Origin of the sequence: Spirosoma radiotolerans (genome assembly GCF_000974425.1) — a bacterium.
Lineage (GTDB): Bacteria > Bacteroidota > Bacteroidia > Cytophagales > Spirosomataceae > Spirosoma > Spirosoma radiotolerans.
On sequence record NZ_CP010429.1, the window covers coordinates 4,387,501 to 4,408,882 of the forward strand.

Below are 21,382 nucleotides of genomic sequence, written 5' to 3' on the forward strand. Positions count from 1 at the left end.
CCTGTTACTGCTTATTCAGCAAGCCCCCGTATTGTTTGGGAGTGCAAAGGTACGAGACGTAAATCAGTTTGTCAAGTAAATCTGAAAATAAATTTTGCAATTGATTTTCAGCGGGTTGCACGTAATGAGTTGATTATCAACAGCTTTCGCTTCTGTTTTCGACTCATTCCCGATGTTTGGGAGTGCAAAGGTAGGCCTCTTTTTTCCCGTTGTCAAGGCCCATTCCAAAAATAAAAGGCGACTCGCCAATCAGTATTTGGTAAGTCGCCTTATGTCAGTGATTTAGCCATTGAAAAAAGTTTAAACTTTTTTCAATAAATGGTTTTTCTTTCCCTTCGAAACCAACACATACCGCCCCTGTAGCCATTCTAAGTCAACGGCAGCAGCAGGATCGGCTACCTTCGTTTTATTTATACTGACTGCATTTTGCGTGATGGCCCGACGAGCTTCGCCCTTCGATGCATACACTTCACCTCGGCTGGCTACTGATAATAGATCTGTAATATCTTTACTATTGGCTAATTCTTCGGCTGATACTTCGGTTTGAGGTACTCCTTCGAAAATAATATCAAACTCATTGGCCTGAATAGAACGTAACGTTTCAAGGGTGGCTTTCCCAAAAAGAACGTCCGATGCTTTTACGGCTAAATCGTAGCCAGCCTGCGAATGAACGCGTATGGTTACTTCTTTCGCAATTGCTTTTTGCAATAGCCTTAGATGCGGAGCTTCATTATGCTGGCGTTCCAGTTCTTCAATCTCTTCACGTGTTAGCAAGGTAAAGACCCGAATCAGACGTGGACAATCCGCGTCGGTGGCGTTCAACCAGAATTGATAGAATTGATACGGTGATGTCATGGCTGGGTCCAACCAGACGTTTCCTCCCGCCGATTTACCAAACTTTGTGCCATCAGCTTTGGTGATTAGCGGGGTAGTCAACGCGAACGCATGGTGCTCTTCCCGCAGATCCGTCTGACCGCCTTCCTTGCGCCGAATCAGTTCTGTTCCCGTAGTGATATTGCCCCACTGGTCAGAACCGCCCATCTGCAGCCGTACATTCCGGTTCTTATACAACCAATAGAAGTCATATCCCTGAAGAAGTTGGTATGAGAACTCCATGAATGACAAACCAGTATCCAGGCGTTTTTTGACCGAATCTTTGGCAACCATGTAATTGACGGTTATGTGCTGACCGGCCTCCCGTAGAAAATCAAGGAACGTCATCTCTTTAAACCAATCGTAATTGTTGACCATCTGAGCCGCGTTCGCCCCAGAGTCAAAATCAAGGAAACGGGCAAGTTGCGCCCGGATGCCCTCCTGATTATGCCGTAATGTCTCTTCAGATAAATAATCCCGCTCGGTAGAACGACCTGATGGGTCACCAATCATCCCTGTAGCGCCACCGACTAGGGCGAACGGTTTATGACCAGCCCGTTGCAGATGCACCAGGAGCATAACAGTAGCCAGATTACCAATATGAAGCGATGCAGCCGTGGGATCAAACCCAATGTAGCCCGCCGTCATTTCTTTCTGGAGTTGTTCTTCAGTGCCGGGTGTCATGTCGTTTAACATGCCACGCCAGCGGAGTTCGTCAATAAAATTCATAAAAAAGAAAATTTAAAGAGCGGAAGAATGAATGAGCAAAAGAGCGGTTTGTGGGCATCTTTTCATACCGCTCTTTCACTCATTCTTTTGCTCTTTGAGTTCGCAAAATTAATGGTTTATGGCAATAGCAGGGATGAATCACCGTAACTCAGGAAACGATATTGGTTTTCGAGTGCGTCATTATAGACGCGTTTCCAATTATCGCCAATCAGGGTAGCAATCAGCAGAATCAACGTTGAGCCGGGCTGATGGAAATTAGTAATAATCCCCCTACATAGTTTGACCGGATAGCCGGGTGTAATATAGATACCTGTCTGCGCGACTATAGACGCCTTGTCAGTATCCCTAAAATAAGTCAGAACGGCATTCAAGGAATCAGCTACGCTCGGCTGTTGGTCGGCCGGAAGCTGGTAAGCATACTGCTGGTCGAGCCGGAATGGATCAGGCTCGTTTCGAAGCAGTTTTGTTCCCATCCAGTACAAACTTTCCAGCGCCCGCATAGATGTTGTTCCTACAGCAATAATGGCGTCCCTGTGTTCGAGCAGGTGCCGTATGATTTGCTCTGTATAAACGACCTGCTCCGTATGCATATGATGTTGCCGCACATCGTCCGTCTTTATAGGCTGAAATGTACCGGCTCCTACATGCAACGTCAGGTAGTCGTACCCAATGGCACGTTTACTAATGGCCTCGAATATGGCGGGCGTAAAATGTAGCCCTGCAGTAGGAGCCGCGACAGCTCCCTCCTGCTTTGAATAAATTGTTTGATAGGTATCTCTGTCAGCGTCGGTTGCATCACGTTTAAGGTATGGTGGCAATGGTATTTCACCGGCATACTGGACGATCTGCGCAAAAGTAAATTCTGCCGGTTGCCAGCTAAGCTGAACAGCCGACTGTTCATAGTTGTACCAGGTAACGGTTAGCGTCACGTCGCCAGCAGGTGTCGAAAATGTAGTTTCCAGCGTCTCGTTTGGCCGCCAGCGTTTGCGATTGCCAATCATACCCTGCCAAACAGCCGAGCCAGTAGCTTCCATAGCCAACGAGATTGGCTGCTCAGTGGGAAATGGACTCAGCAGAAATAATTCAATGATGGCTCCCGTTGGCTTGGTGAAATGCAGCCGGGCCGGAATAACTTTCGTGTTATTGAAAACCAGAAAACTGTTTTCGGGCAGTAGCGCAGGCAAATCCGAGAACTGCTGATGGCTTATTTGACCGCCCTGATAAACGAGTAATTTCGATGCATCACGCTGGGCTAATGGAAAGCGCGCAATACGGTCGTCGGGAAGATCGTACTGAAATTGGCTCAACGACAATTCATTCATTTCAGTCATCGTCACCAGGTTTCATGGACAAACGAATTGGCAACGAAACCAGCACGACAAGAATGATGGCCGTACTGAGCGGCAACAGCCAGGCATACTCAATCGCCCGAATAGGACGGTCAGACCGGTTGAGAAATGAAAGTACCAATAAACCAAGGCCCAGAATCGTATTTACAGAGGCCATTAGGGCATTGAACCAATTCTTAAAGACCTTATTCAACTGAGGACGGTTAGCAGCCCAGGTGGCCTGGTTCGGTATGGGAATCTGGGCCGTCGGAACTTTAAGAAACAACCGGGCAATAAGATCAAGTAATGTATTATTGATAATAAAAATACCGATTGCCAGGTAAAAAATCACTTCCCGGTCGAGCGTTTGAACGGGATGGTTTAGTTCATCAAAGCGAACGGCAACCGCATCCGGGTATGAAATATAACTGCTGAACAGCGCCAATAAAAATCCGGCAATGGACACCATGCGCCAGACACGGACGAAAAAAGTACCTACTTTCATGTAAATAAGCGAGATCAGACGGCACAGGCCGCCCCGCACTAAAGCGAAATGAATGAGCCACCAAGCAGTTAATAACGCTGGCTACTTCCTGCGATTTAATCGGCCATATCAAATAGCTTTTCAAATCAGGGCGCAAAGGTAAGGCTCGAACGCGGTAAATCCGTTAGCTTAGCCACTTGTTGAGCATTTTGGTTTAAGTTATACGATGAAGATTTACACAAAAACAGGCGATAAGGGGCAAACGGCTTTGATTGGTGGCCGTCGGGTAAGCAAAGCTGATTTACGGATCGATGCGTATGGCACTGTAGATGAACTTAATTCGTGGATTGGCCTGGTTCGCGATCAGCCTGTCAACAGCGAACGAAAAGAGCTGTTGAAAGAGATTCAGGACCGGCTGTTCACCGTTGGGTCCGAATTGGCAACAGACCCAGAAAAAGCACCAAAGCGGGCCATGCCCGCTATTACGCCAGACGATGTCCAGGTACTCGAAGATGCGATGGACACTATGGACATTGAACTACCCGAATTACGAGCCTTCATTTTGCCCGGTGGCCACCAGGCCGTGTCGTTCTGTCACCTTGCCCGAACGGTCTGCCGCCGAGCCGAACGATTGATCATTGCCCTCAACGATACCACCCTGCAAACGGGTATTGGTGTCGATGAGTTGGTCTTACAATATATAAATCGCCTGTCTGACTACCTCTTCGTGTTGAGCCGAAAAATGGCGCAGGAATTGAGCGCAGACGAGGTAGCCTGGCAGCCTAGAACGTAACTTTATTTTGTCATGCTGACCGGATAGTAAGATGCTTCCTTCCGCACCGGCGGACCGATCAGCATGACAAAGAAAAAAAAGTTGTCTTGACAACTAACTTACTCAATCTAATTTTTTAGCTTTGCCTCAGCCGGTTCACAAGCGGGCTAACGTATTAACCACAAGCTGTTATGACGACGGACGTATTACAAATTGAATTGCGGAAAGCGGAGCGCTCCCGCATTCAGGAGGTAGATTTTAATCACCTGCCTTTCGGAAAACATTTCTCGGATCACATGTTTGTGGCCGATTTTGTAGATGGTCAATGGCAAAATCAGATGATTGTGCCGTTCGACAATTTCACGCTAAGCCCTGCTCTGTCGTCGCTGCATTATGGTCAATCTATTTTTGAAGGCATGAAAGCGTTCAAAAATGAGGCCAACGAAATATTCCTGTTCCGTCCTTACGCAAACTTCGAACGGATGAACGAGTCAGCCCGTCGTATGTGTATGGCTACGCTCCCCGAAGAGGTGTTCATTGGCGGCCTTGAAGCGCTGTTGCGCGTAGATGCCGACTGGGTACCGGGCACTCCCGAAAGCTCCCTATATGTGCGTCCGTATATGTTTGCCACCGATACATTTCTGGGCGTAGCTCCTTCGAAAACGTATCGTTTCTGCATTTTCACCTGTCCCGTAGGTGCTTATTATACAAACCCACCGAAACTTAAAGTCGAGACGGAATATATTCGCTCGGCACCGGGTGGCGTTGGCTATGCCAAATGTGCTGGTAACTATGGCGGCTCCCTGTATCCAACGATGCTGGCTCAACAACAGGGCTACGACCAGTTAATCTGGACAGATGCCCGCGAGCATAAATACATTGAGGAATCGGGCACCATGAACATCATGTTCATGATCGATGGTAAGTTGGTAACCCCGGCAACATCTGATTCGATTCTGAAAGGTGTTACCCGCGATTCGATCCTGCAAATTGCCCGTAGCTGGGGTATCGAGGTTGAAGAACGGCTTGTCTCTATCGACGAAGTCATTGGCGCGATCGAGAGCGGCCGCTTAACCGAAGCCTTCGGGGCTGGTACAGCGGTAGGTTCTTCTCCTTACTCGCTCATCGGTTATAATGGTAAAGATTATATGCTTCCAGAATTCGCGCCTGAAGAGTCCTTTGCCGTTCGTATTAAGGATTATCTATCCGACCTGCGCACGGGTAAGATAGCGGATACTTTTGGCTGGATGCACCAGGTATAGACTACTACAACGCTTAAGTAAGAGCCCCGACCAGTTGGTTGGGGCTTTTGCTTTATAACCCAACTGATGCTTATAGATTCCCCCTGCTACAATAATTTTGATCTATTTTGTGATATTATTGATTTAATACGTTATTTAGGCCTACACATCTCTTCTATCTCTTACCTACTTTGTGTTATGATTCGGCTCATCTTACTACTTTGTATGTTGTCGATGCCTTACCTGACTTGCCGAGGGCAAATTTTTGTCTATCAGGAAAAAGATGGAAACGTGTTTACAAGTGTTGATGACTATAGCCCCGGCATGACGAGCACCTATACGAGAACAACGTATATGGGAAGTCCTTTCCTCACATTTCCGGTTTGGCAACCCGGTAAGATTCGGCTGGATATGGAGGGCAGAACAGTGGATTGCCAACTTGCCTATAATTTGAATACGAATGAAGTTTTATGTCGGTTCGACGGTGACTCGGCCATTAAAACCGTTACGCCGGAGTTTTTTTCGATCAACAACACGGAATATGTTCGTCAGCAGAACAAACTAGCCGGTATGGACTATCGTATGTATTTTTCAACTGTCCATAGTGGACCAACGAAGTTGCTGAAAAGTTTAAGTAATCAGCTGACTTACATGAATAGTGCTGAACAAGTCAATATGAGGCACTATAAAGATTTGAACCTCAGGGGTATTTATCGAACTGTCACGAAGTATTTCGTTCAAAAAGAAAACGCAGAGCCTACACTTATCAGTTTTTCCAGGAAATCGCTGCTCGATGTTTTAGCCGATCAATCAGAAGCACTTGCAGACAAAATTCCAAACCGGGAACTTACGACCAGCGATGTTATCAACATCCTCAATTATTATGATTTGCGGGTAGCTGAAGCCCGACAAAACCGGGCTCATTTAAGCAAGGAAGAAGTCTTTAGAGAAATTCTTCAGAATAAAATCAACTATCCGGGCTGGGTCGGCAATCAGGGAATTTATGGACGTGTCTATGCTGGCTTTGATGTTGATTCGCTGGGTTTGGTCAGGAATGTGGTGATTCTTAGTCCAGACAATATGGGCTTCGGGTTTACCTTTGAAGTCAAACGAGCGTTGGAAACGCTTTCCAATATCGACCCGCATTTTCGTGGTGCATATGCGCTTCCTATTGCCTTCACGTTTACCAACTCCAAAGAAAATTCGGGGCCGCACATTCCCACGAATCGGTTGCCAGAAGACCGCTACCAAAACCGTACGCTGCTGGAAGAGGTCACCATTCCCTTCGTTGTTGCTAAATCGTCAGTCGTTCCCAGAGAAGTATGGGGATATTACAAATAATATTTTCTCGGGTACTGATCCGTTGGCACTTTACACGGAACACCTCTTCAGCTTAAACCTTCGACGAAGCCGGAGCTTATAGCCATCTGATTATTAGAGTTATCAGCTTTGTCAACGTGCGGCTTACATCGCCATAGTCACTTTGCAGAAGCAGTCGTTGCTCCCTTTGCCGGAGCGATCTTGATCGTCAGGCCGAAATCTTTTCCTTTCGAAACGTCTTTTAACAAAACGGTTTCGCCTGTCTGTCCCGTCCATCCCGTGCCGCCCGAAGTAGGTTTGGATACACCGTAGCGACCTGAGAAATAAGTACCCAACTCTTTCTGATAATCCGTGACTGATTGACGACTATTTAAAAACAAATCGACATCAATAGCCGACACCTTCCTGGCGGTTTGGTAATAGAGGATATCGGCCGATTCGAGATTGGGCAATTCAATCGTGTAGCCAATATGATCGGCATCGCTCTCGAACGGCTCGCCTTTTTCGGTGGCTTTTACTTTCGTGAACTCATCACCAAGGTTAATGCCGCGCCAATGGCTATCGGAGGTCAGGCCAAGCTGTGCCAAATGACCAGTTATCGCGGGAGCTGATGCTGCCTCAGAGCTAGAGGCAACAGTTGTTGAATCGGCCGTTTGCGAAGCGGTCTGCTGCCGACCCCGACAGGCTTGCTGATAGTATGAAAGTAACAATAATATAGCTAGTAGACTTATTTGTTTCATCTGGTTTGTAAGCATTAAACTATTCGCAATAGGTACATTCAGTGGCTACTTAAGTTCATTTAGCTCACTCGCTTCCCATCAAGCAACATATCAACCGCATCGTTGAGCGAACCCGCCTGCGTCACCTGGCCTGAATTAATGAAAAAGATTTCATCCGCACTTTCAATGGTATTCAGGCGATGGGCAATAATAATACGCGTTGTTTTTTCGGGCAGTTTTTGCAGAATTTCGTCCAGCAATTGCTCCGTAACCGTGTCGATGTTGGCCGTCGCTTCATCCAGAATCAGCAAGTCTGGATTACGCAGAACCGCCCGCATAAAGGCAATAAGCTGTTTCTGACCCAAACTGATGGCATCGCCACTTGTTTGAACTTTTGTGTCGAGCCCCTCATCGAACCGCTCTAGTAAGCCATCCAGGTTTGCTTCCCGGATAACGTCGGCCAGTTGCTCGTTGGAATGACTCTGGTACGCTTCATTTCCATACAGAATATTGTCTCGCACAGTGCCCGTGAATAGAAAAGGCTCCTGAAGTATAAAGCCGATCTTTCGGGTACGTTCCTGCGGGCTATAAGAGCGAATATCTTTCCCTTCCAGCAGAACCGTACCGCTGGTTGGGTCATATAAACGGGCAATCAACGAGGCCGTCGTCGTTTTTCCACCCCCGGTTGGGCCAACCAGTGCATAAGTCTTACCACTAACCAGATCGAAATCGATGTTGCGCAACACCTCTGTTCCATCCGGATAGCTGAACGACACATTCTGAAACGACAAAAGCGCTGCAGAGGATCCGGTCAATGGATTGCTAATGGTTGTCAGGTCGGTTTGCAGGGCCAACAGGTGTGAGATTCGATCCCAACCCGCGAGCGCAACCTGGAAGTTTGCCCACAAGGCAGCCAGTTGCCGAAGCGGATTGTAAAAGTTAGTTACGTAGGACAGAAAACTAATTAGCAAACCAATGGTGAAGTGACCAGTTGAGATTAAGTAAATGCCAAAGCCCAGCACAATCAACTGGCCGAAGTTGGCCGCCAGGCCAATGACAGGCGTAAACACGTTATTGGCCAGACCAGCGCCAATAGACGTTTGGTAGCTTTGCTGGTTAACATCATCAAACCGTTTTCGAAAATAATCCCGGCGATTAAAGGCAATAATCACCTTGAAGTTGTTCAGACTCTCCTGAATTTCAGCGCTTAAATTACCCACGCTTTTCAGGTTGGCCGCATTTTTTCGCTTCACCCAGGCCGATGTCGCTTTCGTAAAAACCCACATCAGAATGGCAGGAGACAAGGCCGCTGCCCCGAGTGGCAAATTGATAAACAGCAGAAACAGACCGGCGCCCGTCATAATGAAAATGCTCCCCACGAACTGCATCAACGACTGCGAAAAAAACTGATTTAGTTTATCGGTATCGTTATTGATGCGGGAGATTAAATCGCCCGCTTTGTTCTGGTTAAAGAACGCTACCGGCAACTCCTGCAGCTTGTTGAATACCGCATTCCGAAGTTTGAAAAGCGTTCGCTGCCCCACGCCCCCCATCAGCCGGGTTTGCACATAGTTGGTGACGAACGCGACGGCGTAAATACTCAATAAAATAGCCGCATTCCGCAAAACGCCATCATACTGCTTTGTCTGGACATACTTGTCAATGGTATAGCCGATGAGCATAGGACTTACCAAGGTTAACGACGAGTTGACCAGAATGGCGACGAAGGCCAGGATCAAAATTCGTTGTTCATCGTTGATAAGTGCCAGCAGTTTACGAAGCGCTTTATAAGTCGCGTTTTTTTCTTCCTTCTGCCCGGTGGCCTTACTAAGATCGTAGTTCATACTGGCTCGTGCTGCGTTGGGATTGATAAATCTGAATGTATTCGGGACTCGTTTTCATCAGGTCCGGGTGGGTTCCTATGGCAACCACTTCTCCTTCCATAAGCAAAATAATTTGCTCGTAATCTTCGACGGGAGCAATTTTCTGCGTAACCGAGAGTAGTGTCAGACCCGGATAATTCTGCTGCACATTGGCCAGGATTTTCTGTTCGGTATTCGCATCAACGCGCGCCGTGAAATCATCCAGAAGCAATACTTTGGGGTTAAGGGCCAACGCGCGAGCCAGCATAATTCGCTGCTTCTGGCCACCCGACAGGCTCCCTCCCCGCTCCGAAACAACGGTCTGAAGCTTCTCCGGCAACGCATCAACGAAGCTCCGTAATTCGGCCGTATCAATGGCTTTTTCCAGCGATTCGTCAGTAACGGCGTCACTAAAGGCGATGTTTTCGCGAATGCTTAAGTTAAAGATGATGCTATCCTGAAAGACGAACCCAACCTGCTGGTGAAAGGACGCTTCATCGTAACTGGCAATCGGCTTACCATCGTAGCTCACGGTCCCTGCATTGGCGTTGATCAGCCCGGTCAGCAGATATAACAGTTGACTCTTGCCCGCAGCCGTTGGGCCTACAATAGCCGTTCGACTACCCGCTTTCACCGCAAAAGAAACATCTTTCAGCGCGGGCTTTTCACCATAATAAACCGATATATTCTGAAGTTCGATATCGCCTTTTAAGGAAACATCGATTGTGCCGGTGCTGCTTGTTTCAGGTGCCTGCAACACCTCATTCACGCGCTCGTACGAAGCTGATGCCTGCGCAATTACGTTGCTCATAAACCCAATAACGATAATGGGGAAGATCAGCAGCGCGAGGTAGCTGTTGAACGCGGCAAAATCGCCCAGCGACATGCTGCCTGTGATAACGAAGTGCCCGCCCAATACCAGAATGGTCAATGCAGCGATATTCGCGGTGAAACTGATAACCGGAATCAAGCCGGCAAACAACCGCAAAATGGCCAGTCCTAAATCTTTTGCATCGGTGTTGGCCGCCAGAAACTTATCGTATTCAAGTTGCTGCGAGTTGAGCACCCGAATAATGGCTGAACCAAGAATGCTCTCGTTAATGACTCTGTTGAGCCAGTCGATCACTTCCCGGCTCCGCTTAAACAAAACCCGAACTTTCTTCAAAACCAGATAAAACGTAATTCCGATAATAGGGACAATAGTGAGCACAGCCAGGGCCAGCAACCCGTTGATACTAATAAGTAAAACACTGGCACCCAAAATGATGCAGAGTGACGAAACAATGGATACGATCGCCTGCGAGACAAACATCTTGACCGAATCAATGTCTGAAGTCAGGTTGGTCAGTAAGCGAGACGGGTTTGTCTGTTGTATATACGCAAAGCTCTGTCGGGAAATTTTAGCCGCCAGTTGAGTGCGTAAATCCCGCGCCACTCGTTCAGACGCATACGTCTGGATAACGCTCTGCAGATAGGTAAAGATAAAAATCAGCAGGGCTGCCGCCAGAAACTCGATGACCATCGTTTTCAGCACGAATTTACCAGCCGAATAATCATCGATACCATGCGCGATCAGTATGGGCAGAATCAGGTTTACCCCGTTGCTGATCAACGCAAACAGAATCAGTAACAGAATCAACCGGGTGTACGGTTTAAGCAGGCTCAATAAACCGGAGGAAGGCTTCTTCGACGCTTCTTTTTTGGGAATGGTAGTGGCCATAATCAATCCTGGTGGTGAAGCTTTGGGGTAGAGCAAAGGTATTGCAACCGAACTGGAAAGCCTCATTACCCCCAGCGAATTTGTAAATGGACGGTTTCCTTTCACAAATGCACTGGTGGCAATGAGGCTTTTTGTCAGTACGCTAGCTCAATTAGCTGACTAAGCGTTACTTCCTTATTTCTTATCGATTGCCTTATTATCAACGGGCACAATTACATCAACGATTTTTGTTGCTTGTCCCGTCTTCCGTTCTTCAATCTGCTCCAGTAATTTCAGGCCCAGCAGGCCATTCATCGATCCTTCGGTGCCATTACCTGATCCATTGATAACGATGTCGGGGATAACCCGAATCTGTCCTTTACCAATCTCTTCGGTAATCTTGAACCGGGTAAAATTCTCTTCGCCCATCGCTTTCACCTGCAACTCATAGGCTTCGGCTGTCGAGCGGCCAATGGCCAGGATCTTCTCGGCTTCGGCCGAACCGGTCTTCGCAATTCGTTCGGCTTCGGCATCGGCGGTTAGTTTGGTCGCTTCCGCATCGGCAGCCGCCTGACGACGACGCGCTTCGGCGTTGGCCTCGGCCCGAATTTTAGTAGCTTCCGATTCGGCGCCCACCTGCAATTTCAGACTGCGGGCCTCCCCTTCTGATTTTTTCACGGCGGCATCGGCCGTACGCTGGGCAATTTCGACGCTTTGCTGCGCTTTGACAACCTCTCGCTGGATGTCGGCCAGAGCCGTTTCGCGTTCCATACCCTGCCGTTTTTCCTGGGCCATCCGCTGCGTTTCGTAGGTCTTTTCTTCCTCCTGAGCAATTTTCCGATCCGTCAGCGTTTTCATCAGGCTGTCGGGTGGCACGATGTCACCAATCAGTGTATCGACGGCGTTGACGTTGTACACTTCCAATACGGCCCGAATGTGTTCGCGAGCGGCCTCCTGCCGTTCTTTTCGAGTACTCAGGAACGCAATCACATCGGAGTCCTGAGCCGAGTTCCGGAAATAATTACCAATGGTTGGCTCCAGTACCTGCGAGACAAGGTTGGTCATACTACCAAAACGGGCAATCACTTTCGGCGCTTCAACCGACGGAATGTGAATAATCTGTGCCACGTCGAGGTTAAAGGGGAAGCCGTCTTTCGACCGTACCGTAATGGTTGACAAGTTACGATCCAGCGCATGGGCTTCAGTACGGGCATTCGCCCAGTTTAGTACAAGGTTGGTGGTTGGCACCACCTCCACCTTCATGGTAAATACATTCATCGGATACTTACCTGGCCCCAGCGGCTCCATCCAGACCCCACGGAAGCCCTTCCGTACAATGTTACCATGCTTGAAAGCGGCTCCGGTCAGGTCTTCCCCATCCTCCCCAATATACGAAATCACGACACCTACGTGCCCAATTGGTACTTCGGTCATGGGTATCTCTTCAATCTGAACAGCCCACGGATTGATGTAGTACGAACCAGCCAGCACAACCTGCGGTTGCAGGCCACGGTTTCCACCGTGTTGCAGGAAGAAATCAATGTTCTGAAAATTATTATGACCTTCTACATTTCGGCCGGCAATCTGACCGGGTTGCAGAGGGTCGCCATCCAGCGTGGTAATAATACCGACCATATTTTCCTTAATAACGGTCATATCAGCAATGGTGACCGTAAAGGTAAACGGGTTAATCCGGTAGGTACCCGGTGTAAGCACAGACGTCTGGCGACCTTTTTGCCCTCCGCTGCTCAGGAACCGCTCGGTATCCTGAAAATTATCGGATTCTACGCGCCGGGCAAGAATATTACCCGTCGGCAACTCCGCTCCATCATTCGATAGGACAAGGCCAATCCGGCCTTCTGGTATAACCGTAAAGGGGTGCATGGTAATACCATACTGCCAGGGCCAGAGCCACCAGTACAAGCCCGGAGCCAGCGTTTGGGCCTGATAACCAGCTTCGCCTTTTGTAGCAATGATGCGTCCATCGGGCAACTCTCGGTCCGTTCCAACGAGTACGTATTTTTTGGTCACCAGACCAATTCGGTCTTCCGGCACGATAACCATCCCGAATAAAAAGCGGAGTACTAGTTTGTAAAGTACAACTAGTACAATGAGCACGATCAACCATGACCAGGTTGATACCATAGGTAAAATTTCCATCGATAAAAACGGATTTAAGTGGTTAAGAAATAAGTGGTAATGGAGAAAATCGATCCGACAGGTGGTCGGAGAATGAAGACGGTGCGTCTACATCGGAGTAGGAAAAAGTAGGTCGAATTGACGGGTCAAAGGTACAAGGCAATGCTCTTGCAGTGAACCAGATTCGGATGATTGGTTACCGGAAAGGTAAATTGTGCAGGGAATTTGATGAATGGCGTGTTATAGTTCCTGCGCCAGATTGAAGAAGAAACCAGCCTTACCTTGAGCGTTGATCGTGCCGCTGAAACGCATAACCAGGTTATAAAACGTTACCACATCCAAACTCATGCCCGTACCGGCCAGCAGCTTATTGGCCAGTCGGCTCTGGTACTGCTCCGCATACGTACTGCTCACATAACCTGCATCGCCAAAGACCGTCAGGTAGGCCGAAATAGGTACCGTATTAAATTGCCGCACATGGAGCCAGTGAAGCTGCTTACGAACATTGAAGAGTTGATAACGCAGGCTATTCCGCCAGATAAAGGTGCGTTGCCCGTCAACAACGTAAAGCTCATACCCGCGCACCATATCACTGGAGCTTCCTAAGCCGCGCAGACTAAGATAAGGCTGTCGGGTGGGCCAGGTTGAGCGGGCGCGCAGGTTACCCGCCAGGTAAAACCGCCCTCCCAGCGACCAGTAGCGGGTGGCCGAGGCCGATAAGTCCAGAAAATGAAAGTTATCCTTTGGCAACAGCCCCGACACACCGATACCTGCCGAAAGCAGCATGCCCTGCAGTGGATAGACGATGTTATCGCGCCGATCGTACCGGTAGTTATAGGATGCCGACAGAAAATGTTGTTCCGTTTGGCCATCCAGCAGATAATCCGGATTGAGCCGGGCAATGGTATCTGCAATGGTATTTCGGGTATACCGCGTGTCGAAGGTATGGTAATGATAGAGCCCTCGCCGGTGCGTAAGCGTTACGGCCGCATAAGCCCGTTCGCGAAGCACATCTTCCGACTTCACGTATACCCACTTATCAAATTGAGTACGGTAGGGAATTTCTTTATTGGTTATGTAGCCCACATCAACGCGCAGACCAATTTTCTGAGCCAGATCAATATAGGGTTTTGAGTACGAGAGAATCGTCCGCTGCAAAAAACCCCGTTCAATGACGACCTGAAGCCGGTCGTTATTGCCCGTTACGTTGCGGTAACTCAGGTGACCACCGTAAATAACCCGACTAAAATCGTGGCCCCGGTCGTACCACCATTCATTCAGGTTACGATCAGCCAGGTCGAAAACGGGATACGCGATGAAGTACCACCGTTCCTTCATTGTAATGGTTAAGTCGACCTGGGCAAGCTGAGTCGAATCAACCGGCGACGTAATTTGGGTGGTTGCATCTACCGTAATAAAGAGCGTTGTGTTGTTGATGTTGCGCTGATCCCAGGCAACCCGCCCCGGCAAATCGCCCAGCCGGACGGAGTCGCCCATGTGAAGCGTCATTTCCCGAAGAATGATCCGATCGCGAGTACGGTAATTGCCTTTGAGGACAATGGATCGAATAATAACTTTTTGCGTCGAATCGGCCGACCCGGATGCAAAGGCGGAAAAAGAGGATAAAATGAAAAACGTCAGTACCGTAATGAGGATCGGCCACCTTTTCGGAATCATTCTCAAAAGTACGGCTTTTCGAAAAAATAAGACAAGTATATCTCCGTATCCTGCAAATCAGTATGTATTATTGTTGGCTATTCTTCACTGAGGAACCCAACTGTTAAATATACGACAATCCATGCAAACTGGAAACATAAAAAAACCCACCGCTACCGCTAAGCCCAATCTAAGTTTCTGGCAAATCTGGAATATGAGCTTTGGCTTTTTAGGCATTCAATACGGGTTTGGTTTGCAACAGGCTAACATGAGTCCTATTTTCCGGTATTTGCAGGCAGACGAAGCCAATATTCCCATTCTATGGCTGGCCGGTCCTATAACTGGCCTGATTGTGCAGCCGATCATCGGTTCAATCAGTGACCGTACCTGGTCCAAGCGGTGGGGACGTCGGAAACCGTTTTTTCTGATCGGCGCGATCGTCACCAGTTTGGCATTGTTTCTCATGCCCAATTCATCGGCCCTGTGGATGGCTGCCAGCCTGATGTGGATTTTGGACACGGGTCTGAACATTACACAGGAACCATTTCGGGCGTTTATTGGCGATAAACTCAACGATCAGCAACGCGATTTAGGGTTTGCAGTACAAAGCTTCTTTGTTGGCTTCGGCCAAACTATGGCAAACCTGATGCCAACTATTTTCCGGCTTTTGGGCCTCACAACAACGGCTGTCGTGGCAGCTGGCGTTATTCCCAACAGCATCAAATATCCCTTTTATATTGGGGGACTGGCCGTTTTACTCGCTGTTCTGTGGACAATCTATACGACGGATGAGTACCCTCCCGAAAATCTGGAAGAGTTCAGGCGCACCAAAACGGAAAGCAGTGGCGTTGGTCGGGCATTTGTGGAAATTTTTCAGGCCCTTAAAGAAATGCCGTCTACGATGAAGCAGTTGTGGTGGGTTAAATTCTTTACCTGGTTTGCCTTGCCGCTTATGTGGCAGTATTTGACATTGGCTGTAGCCCGCCATGCATTTAATGCGCCCACTCCTGAGTCACCGGGTTTTCAGGAAGGTACGGAATGGGGCAACATTTGCTTCGCCATGTTCAATGTAGGCTGTTTCACGATTTCGTTTTTCTTACCCGCCATTGCCAACCGCATTGGTCGCCGGGCAACGCACGCCCTTTTTCTAACCATTGGTGGGTTGGGCTTTCTGTCCATGCTGCTATCGGACGATAAATACGCCTTTTTTATCGGTATGACACTGGTAGGCCTGGCCTGGGGTTCTATTTTATCTATGCCGTATGTGCTGCTCGCCAGTTCCGTACCAGCCGAACGGATGGGTGTTTATATGGGAATTTTCAATGGGTTTATTGTGGTGCCACAGATTGTCAATAACCTGACGGTCCAACTCTTCTACCCAACGCTACTGAAAAACGACCCTCGTAATGCACTGGCTTTAGCTGGTGTCTGTCTGTTACTGGCGGCTGGCGCCTGCTTTTTGGTCAATGAAACAAAGCAAAGTGAAGAAGCGGCCTTCCCCATTAAGCCCGGTGGGAATTAATTAACTTTTCCCTTTCTTTGACTTCTGATAGACTTTTCCTGGTCAGAAGGCCTTTTTACTATGACAACTCCACCGCGACCTTACGCCCTCCTTTCTGTTGGCGAACTATTAGCCGATTTGATCGGCCACCATGTATCGAACAGTTTACTCGACGCCCAGGATTTTCGTCGATATCAGGGTGGTAGCCCGGCGAATATGGCCTCGAACATGGCTCGTCTGGGCAACCCGACGGCCTTGGTCGCTTGTGTTGGCAGCGATAATATTGGCACCTATCTGACCCGGCAAATTGCGGAATCGGGTGTGGATACACAATTCATTACCTCTGACCCCTTTGAGCCAAGCAGTATCGTGTTGGTTTCGCGCACGGCTGGTACGCCCGACTTTGTCGCCTACCGTCATGCTGATTGCCAGATTAAGCCGGAACAATTGCCGGATTCGTTACTGGCCCAGGCTCAGCTGTTTCACACAACCTGTTTTGCCCTGAGCCGACAACCGGCTCAGGATACCATTGTGGACGCAGCTTTGCGGGCACGGGCGGCTGGTTGCCAGGTGACAATTGACACCAACTATGCGCCGAGCATATGGCCTGATCGCCAGCAGGCATGGCGCGTTTTAAGAGACTACTGCTCAGCCGGTGCTCTGGTAAAAATCAGCGAAGACGATGCCGAACGGCTTTATGGCGAAACGCAAACGCCAGAACGTATTCTGGGCGATTTTCACCAGATGGGGGCCTCTATGATTTGCCTGACACTCGGTCCTAATGGAAGTATGGTGTCGTATGATAACGGCGCGAAACAGGCCCGGATACCCGGTAAAAAGATTGACGTTGTGGATGTGACCGGAGCAGGCGACGCTTACTGGGCTGGTTTTCTGACAGCGTATCTGGATGGCTACGCGCCTGCCAATTGCGCCCACGTTGGCGCGGCACTGGCCAAAATGAAACTTACCCGACAAGGCCCTTTACCCGACAAGGTTGACCGGAAATCGCTTTATACCCAATTTGAGTAGATTATTTCTAGCTCAATCTACACTAACTCCCAATCAACTATTGCTGGTTATGTCAGCCAACCCTACCATTGGCGTATTGGGTGTAGCCAAGAGATATGCCCATTCCGTAACAAAAAAGGATCATTAGAATTTATGCTACTTATTTTCATGTATATTATTAGTTATTTTTTTATCTTTAGTCATAACTCTAACTATTAATATACATGCAAAAAGTTACTAAATCTCGAATTGCTCAAGCTGTAGCACTCGCAGCTATTACATCCCTAACGATCATAGGTTGCCAACCGGTAGTTGATTTATCTACCCCTCAATCGGCATCCCCAACCAATGCCCGGCTTGGCGCAGGTCAGGATTACGTAGACGGCGAATTGCTCCTGCAATTTACCGAAGACGCGAGTGATGACGTGAAAAATAAAGCGTTTGACAAAGTAAAGGGAATACCAGCCGAAAAAATCCTGACGAAAGCGATGGAACGGGCAGGTAAAAAAGGGGATCTTTTCCTGGTCAAAGTCAACAAGAATGTACTTGAAGCCATTGCTGACTTAAAGGGCACACCTGGTGTAGCCTTTGCTGAGCCTAATTTTATATATGCGCATGCCGCTGTAACAAATGACACTTACATTGCGAGTGGCCAATTGTGGGGAATGGATGGTAATGTGTATGGAAGTCAAGCGTCTACCGCCTGGGCGGCCGGTCATAAAGGTTCAAGTTCGGTAGTGGTTGGCGTTATTGATGAGGGTATTCAATTCGATCATCCGGACTTAGCTGGTCAGGTCTGGACGAATCCCTATGATCCCGTAGATGGCAAAGACAATGATGGGAACGGCTATATCGATGATGTTCACGGCTGGGATTTTGATGGCAATAACAATACGATTTATGATGGTGGCAGCCGTGGCAGCTCAGACGATCACGGAACGCACGTTTCGGGAACCATTGGTGCCAAAGCAAATAATGGCCAGGGAGTAGCCGGTATGAACTGGAACATCACGATTATCTCTTGTAAGTTTTTAGGGAAAAGAGGGGGCACTACGGCTAATGCCGTGAAAGCCGTTGACTACTTGAACGATTTGAAAACGCGTCATGGACTGAATATTGTCGCAAGCAATAACTCATGGGGCGGGGGCGGCTTTTCGCAGGCGCTTTATGACGCAGTGAATCGGGCGAATACCAAAAATATCCTGTTTGTAGCCGCAGCCGGCAATGGCGGAAGTGATGGCGTGGGAGACAACAATGATGTAGTGGCCAGTTATCCGTCTAACATGGATTTGCCCAATGTGATTGCCGTTGCGGCCATTACTTCAACGGGTGCTCTGTCGTCGTTTTCAAATTATGGAGCAACAACCGTTGATTTGGGCGCTCCCGGACAAGGTATCTGGTCGTCAACAGCGTATAATATTTATGAGTCTTACAGTGGAACGTCAATGGCAACTCCGCACGTAACGGGGGCGGCCGCTTTATATGCTTCCACTCATTCCGGTGCTACAGCGACTCAGATAAAGACGGCGATTTTATCCAGTGTCGTGTCCACGCCATCTTTATCAGGTAAGACATTGACCGGAGGCAGGTTAAACGTCAGCGGATTTTAAGCCTTGATTTCTTATTTAATAACAGAAATGGCCGACTAATTTAGTCGGCCATTTCTGTTATTATGGAGCAGTTTACTTGAGACTGCTCAACTTGTCCAGATCAATATCATCTAGCGCGGCTTTAATTTTATCCATGCTTACGCCCCGGCCTTTGGCTGATACAATAAATCGTTTCTTGACCAATACGTCAACTTCGCCGTTCTTATCGCCGTTGTCATACTTCTCGTAGGATTTATTATCACCGATTTTACTGGTCTTTTCATATCCGTCTGCGGTTTCTTTGTCCATATCCAGCATCGACCAGGCCGCCAGCCCCATCATCATGCCCGAACCTCCTCCATCAATGATCGAGAGTTCGATGCTCTCAGTGTCATCCGCATTGGCGTACTTGCCATTTGCTGTCGATATAGTGAAGCCAGCGGTTCCATTTTTTTCACCAGTCGCTTCTTTGCGGGGTAACCCATCAGCATCAGCGGGCAGCAGTTCCTTCAGCGAACGGAAATCAATCGTTTCGACGGGGCCATCTTTCTGCATTTCTTCGGCTTGGGCAGCCATCTCTTTCATGGCCGATACAGCACCCAGGGCCGATACCGACTCTTCGTCTTTTTTCTCTTCTTCTTTGCTACTTCCGCATCCGGCAAGCAACACAGCTGACAGCAATCCAGTCCAAAGCAAGTTTAAGTTTGTTCGCATAGTCGTGACGACACTAAGAATGGTATAAATGAGTAAACATCAATAAGTTACTTTTTTTATTCATTCCCCTGCCAACCTTTTGATTAAACGTTATGAGAACCCATCATTCCACTCGTTTGATGAGCACGTAATAGTTAGCGTCAACGGTTAGGGCTGTTTCGTTCTTTGCTGACAGTGTTTTCCACTGAGCCGTTGGTGTCAGCGAATAGTAAGGTCCTGACTCGCCGACACACACCCGAACCGGCATAGCAAAGCCAGCCACACAGTTTGTCCAGCGATATTGAAACCCACCAGCTACCGAGCGATATTCAAGTATCGGAATTTTAGTATTCCGCAAATACTGATCAAATACAGGCTTCAGCGCCAAGCCCGTTTGCTGACTCATGTATTGTTCAATCTGATTGGTCGTGACTGTCTGGTGGTAGAACGTTTTGTTCAGTCCGCGCAGAACCTGCCGCCAGGTAGAATCGTTGCCCACCAGTTGCCGGATGGTGTGCAGCATATTCCCTCCTTTATAATACATATCCGCCGATCCTTCGTGGTTCACGTTATAGATGCCAATAATTGGGCTATCATTTCGAATGTTGGCCCGACACCCAATCACATACTGAGCACCAGCCTCTTTACCATAATAGTACTCCGTAAAGAGGCATTCGGAGTAATTGGTAAAGCTCTCATGAATCCACATATCGGCTACATCCTTATAGGTAATGTTGTTGGCAAACCACTCGTGACCCGACTCATGAACGATGATGAAATCCCAGAGCAGTCCCCAGCCCGTTCGGGAAAGGTCACGCCCCAGGTAGCCGTTCCGAAAGTGGTTGCCATAGGTCACTGAGCTTTGGTGCTCCATACCCAGGTACGGCGTTTCGACCAACTTATACCCGTCTTCGTAGAATGGGTACGGCCCAAACCAGTATTCAAACGCCTTCAGCATTTTGGGCACCTGCTTAAACTGTGTCCTGGCGGAGTCGACATGATCCGATAACGCATAATAATTCAGTGCAAGCGGACCTTTTTCGCCTGCGTACTCCTCCGACCAGTGTTCGTAACGACCAATATTCAGGTTGACACCGTAATTATTGATCGGGTTAACTACATACCAGTCGAAGGTACGGGTATGATCTGGGTTGGTCGTGACCCGACGCAGGCGGCCATTTGAGACATCCATCAGGTCTTCCGGAACGGTTACGCTGATGGCCATTGAGTCTGGTTCGTCGTACATATGGTCTTTGCAGGGCCACCAGGCACTAGCGCCCAAGCCTTGACAGGCCGTTGCAATAAACCAGTTCCCGCTTTTGTCCCGCGACCACACAAGGCCACCATCCCAGGGTGGTCGTTTGGCTACACGCGGCTTTCCGGCATACTGCACCGTTATGGCTTCCGTCTGGCCGGGCTTCTGCGGCTTAGTCAAGGTCACAAAATATGCATTGCCATCCTGCCGAACGGCCAGCTTTTTGCCGTCCTGTTCCACGCGCAGCACGCGCAATGGACGCTGCAAATCGACCTGTAATGTCTGGCCGGGTTTTAGCACCCGATACCGAATGAGGGTTGCACCGCTCAAGGTGCTATCGGTTGGTTGCACACGAACGGTTAGGTGATAAAAAGCCAGATCCCACCACGCCCGTTCGGGCGTAATCGACCCGCGCAGGGTATCGTCATGCGTAAATTCATATTTCTGTGCCTGAGCCAGAACGGGCAGCGCCACCAATAAAATTAAAGACAGGAGTCGATTCATGAAAAAAACG

General features: G+C 48.6%; 16 protein-coding genes. 6 read left to right on the forward strand and 10 right to left on the reverse strand.

What is annotated here, in order from left to right:
* Positions 1-300: 300 nt before the first annotated feature.
* The 3 genes from tyrS to SD10_RS17880 all read right to left on the reverse strand — a co-directional run bounded on the left by tyrS (position 301) and on the right by SD10_RS17880 (position 3,435).
* Positions 301-1,602 (reverse strand): tyrosine--tRNA ligase, encoded by a 1,302-nt coding sequence (tyrS, locus tag SD10_RS17870; RefSeq protein ID WP_046575595.1) that lies wholly within the window; start codon positions 1,600-1,602, stop codon positions 301-303.
* A gap of 116 nt (positions 1,603-1,718) precedes the next feature.
* Positions 1,719-2,933: an S-adenosylmethionine:tRNA ribosyltransferase-isomerase gene (locus SD10_RS17875; RefSeq protein WP_046575597.1), complete on the reverse strand. Its 1,215-nt coding sequence runs from the start codon at positions 2,931-2,933 to the stop codon at positions 1,719-1,721.
* Positions 2,926-3,435 carry a hypothetical protein gene (locus tag SD10_RS17880; protein ID WP_046579726.1) on the reverse strand — a complete coding sequence of 170 codons (510 nt, stop codon included), beginning with the start codon at positions 3,433-3,435 and terminating at the stop codon, positions 2,926-2,928. Before SD10_RS17880 ends, SD10_RS17875 begins: the two co-directional genes overlap by 8 nt.
* Before the next feature lie 205 nt (positions 3,436-3,640).
* Here SD10_RS17880 and SD10_RS17885 point away from each other — a divergent pair, with 205 nt between their 5' ends.
* From SD10_RS17885 to SD10_RS17895, 3 genes are all read left to right on the forward strand, one after another.
* Positions 3,641-4,207, forward strand: a complete 567-nt coding sequence (locus SD10_RS17885) for a cob(I)yrinic acid a,c-diamide adenosyltransferase (RefSeq protein ID WP_046575599.1) — start codon at positions 3,641-3,643, stop codon at positions 4,205-4,207.
* Positions 4,208-4,377: 170 nt separating this feature from the next.
* Positions 4,378-5,448, forward strand: a complete 1,071-nt coding sequence (locus SD10_RS17890) for a branched-chain amino acid aminotransferase (RefSeq protein ID WP_046575601.1) — start codon at positions 4,378-4,380, stop codon at positions 5,446-5,448.
* Between the two features lie 177 nt (positions 5,449-5,625).
* Entirely contained in the window at positions 5,626-6,768 is a 1,143-nt protein-coding gene (locus tag SD10_RS17895; RefSeq protein ID WP_052731217.1) for a hypothetical protein, read from the forward strand.
* 137 nt (positions 6,769-6,905) lie between these two features.
* Here the strand turns inward: SD10_RS17895 and SD10_RS17900 are convergent, their stop codons facing one another.
* The 5 genes from SD10_RS17900 to SD10_RS17920 form a co-directional block, all read right to left on the reverse strand.
* Positions 6,906-7,487 (reverse strand): hypothetical protein, encoded by a 582-nt coding sequence (locus SD10_RS17900; RefSeq protein WP_046575603.1) that lies wholly within the window; start codon positions 7,485-7,487, stop codon positions 6,906-6,908.
* Between the two features lie 59 nt (positions 7,488-7,546).
* Positions 7,547-9,310, reverse strand: a complete 1,764-nt coding sequence (locus SD10_RS17905; protein ID WP_046575605.1) for an ABC transporter ATP-binding protein — start codon at positions 9,308-9,310, stop codon at positions 7,547-7,549.
* Positions 9,294-11,048 (reverse strand): ABC transporter ATP-binding protein, encoded by a 1,755-nt coding sequence (locus SD10_RS17910; RefSeq protein WP_046579730.1) that lies wholly within the window; start codon positions 11,046-11,048, stop codon positions 9,294-9,296. Before SD10_RS17910 ends, SD10_RS17905 begins: the two co-directional genes overlap by 17 nt.
* A 174-nt stretch (positions 11,049-11,222) precedes the next feature.
* Positions 11,223-13,187: an SPFH domain-containing protein gene (locus SD10_RS17915; RefSeq protein WP_046575607.1), complete on the reverse strand. Its 1,965-nt coding sequence runs from the start codon at positions 13,185-13,187 to the stop codon at positions 11,223-11,225.
* A 219-nt stretch (positions 13,188-13,406) separates the two neighbouring features.
* A complete protein-coding gene (locus SD10_RS17920; protein ID WP_046575609.1) occupies positions 13,407-14,843 on the reverse strand; it encodes a BamA/TamA family outer membrane protein in 1,437 nt (478 codons plus the stop codon).
* 121 nt (positions 14,844-14,964) lie between these two features.
* Between SD10_RS17920 and SD10_RS17925 the strand changes: the two genes are divergently transcribed.
* The 3 genes from SD10_RS17925 to SD10_RS17935 all read left to right on the forward strand — a co-directional run bounded on the left by SD10_RS17925 (position 14,965) and on the right by SD10_RS17935 (position 18,941).
* A complete protein-coding gene (locus SD10_RS17925; RefSeq protein WP_046575611.1) occupies positions 14,965-16,344 on the forward strand; it encodes an MFS transporter in 1,380 nt (459 codons plus the stop codon).
* Positions 16,345-16,404: 60 nt separating this feature from the next.
* Positions 16,405-17,352: a carbohydrate kinase family protein gene (locus tag SD10_RS17930; RefSeq protein WP_046575614.1), complete on the forward strand. Its 948-nt coding sequence runs from the start codon at positions 16,405-16,407 to the stop codon at positions 17,350-17,352.
* A 203-nt stretch (positions 17,353-17,555) separates the two neighbouring features.
* Positions 17,556-18,941, forward strand: coding sequence for a S8 family peptidase (locus tag SD10_RS17935; RefSeq protein WP_046575616.1), 1,386 nt, complete (start codon positions 17,556-17,558; stop codon positions 18,939-18,941).
* Between the two features lie 72 nt (positions 18,942-19,013).
* On the opposite strand, the gene SD10_RS17940 is transcribed toward SD10_RS17935, so the two are convergent.
* Together SD10_RS17940 and SD10_RS17945 are read right to left on the reverse strand one after the other, a co-directional pair.
* A complete protein-coding gene (locus SD10_RS17940; protein ID WP_046575618.1) occupies positions 19,014-19,634 on the reverse strand; it encodes a hypothetical protein in 621 nt (206 codons plus the stop codon).
* Between the two features lie 103 nt (positions 19,635-19,737).
* Positions 19,738-21,372 (reverse strand): M1 family metallopeptidase, encoded by a 1,635-nt coding sequence (locus tag SD10_RS17945; RefSeq protein ID WP_046575620.1) that lies wholly within the window; start codon positions 21,370-21,372, stop codon positions 19,738-19,740.
* Positions 21,373-21,382 lie beyond the last annotated feature (10 nt).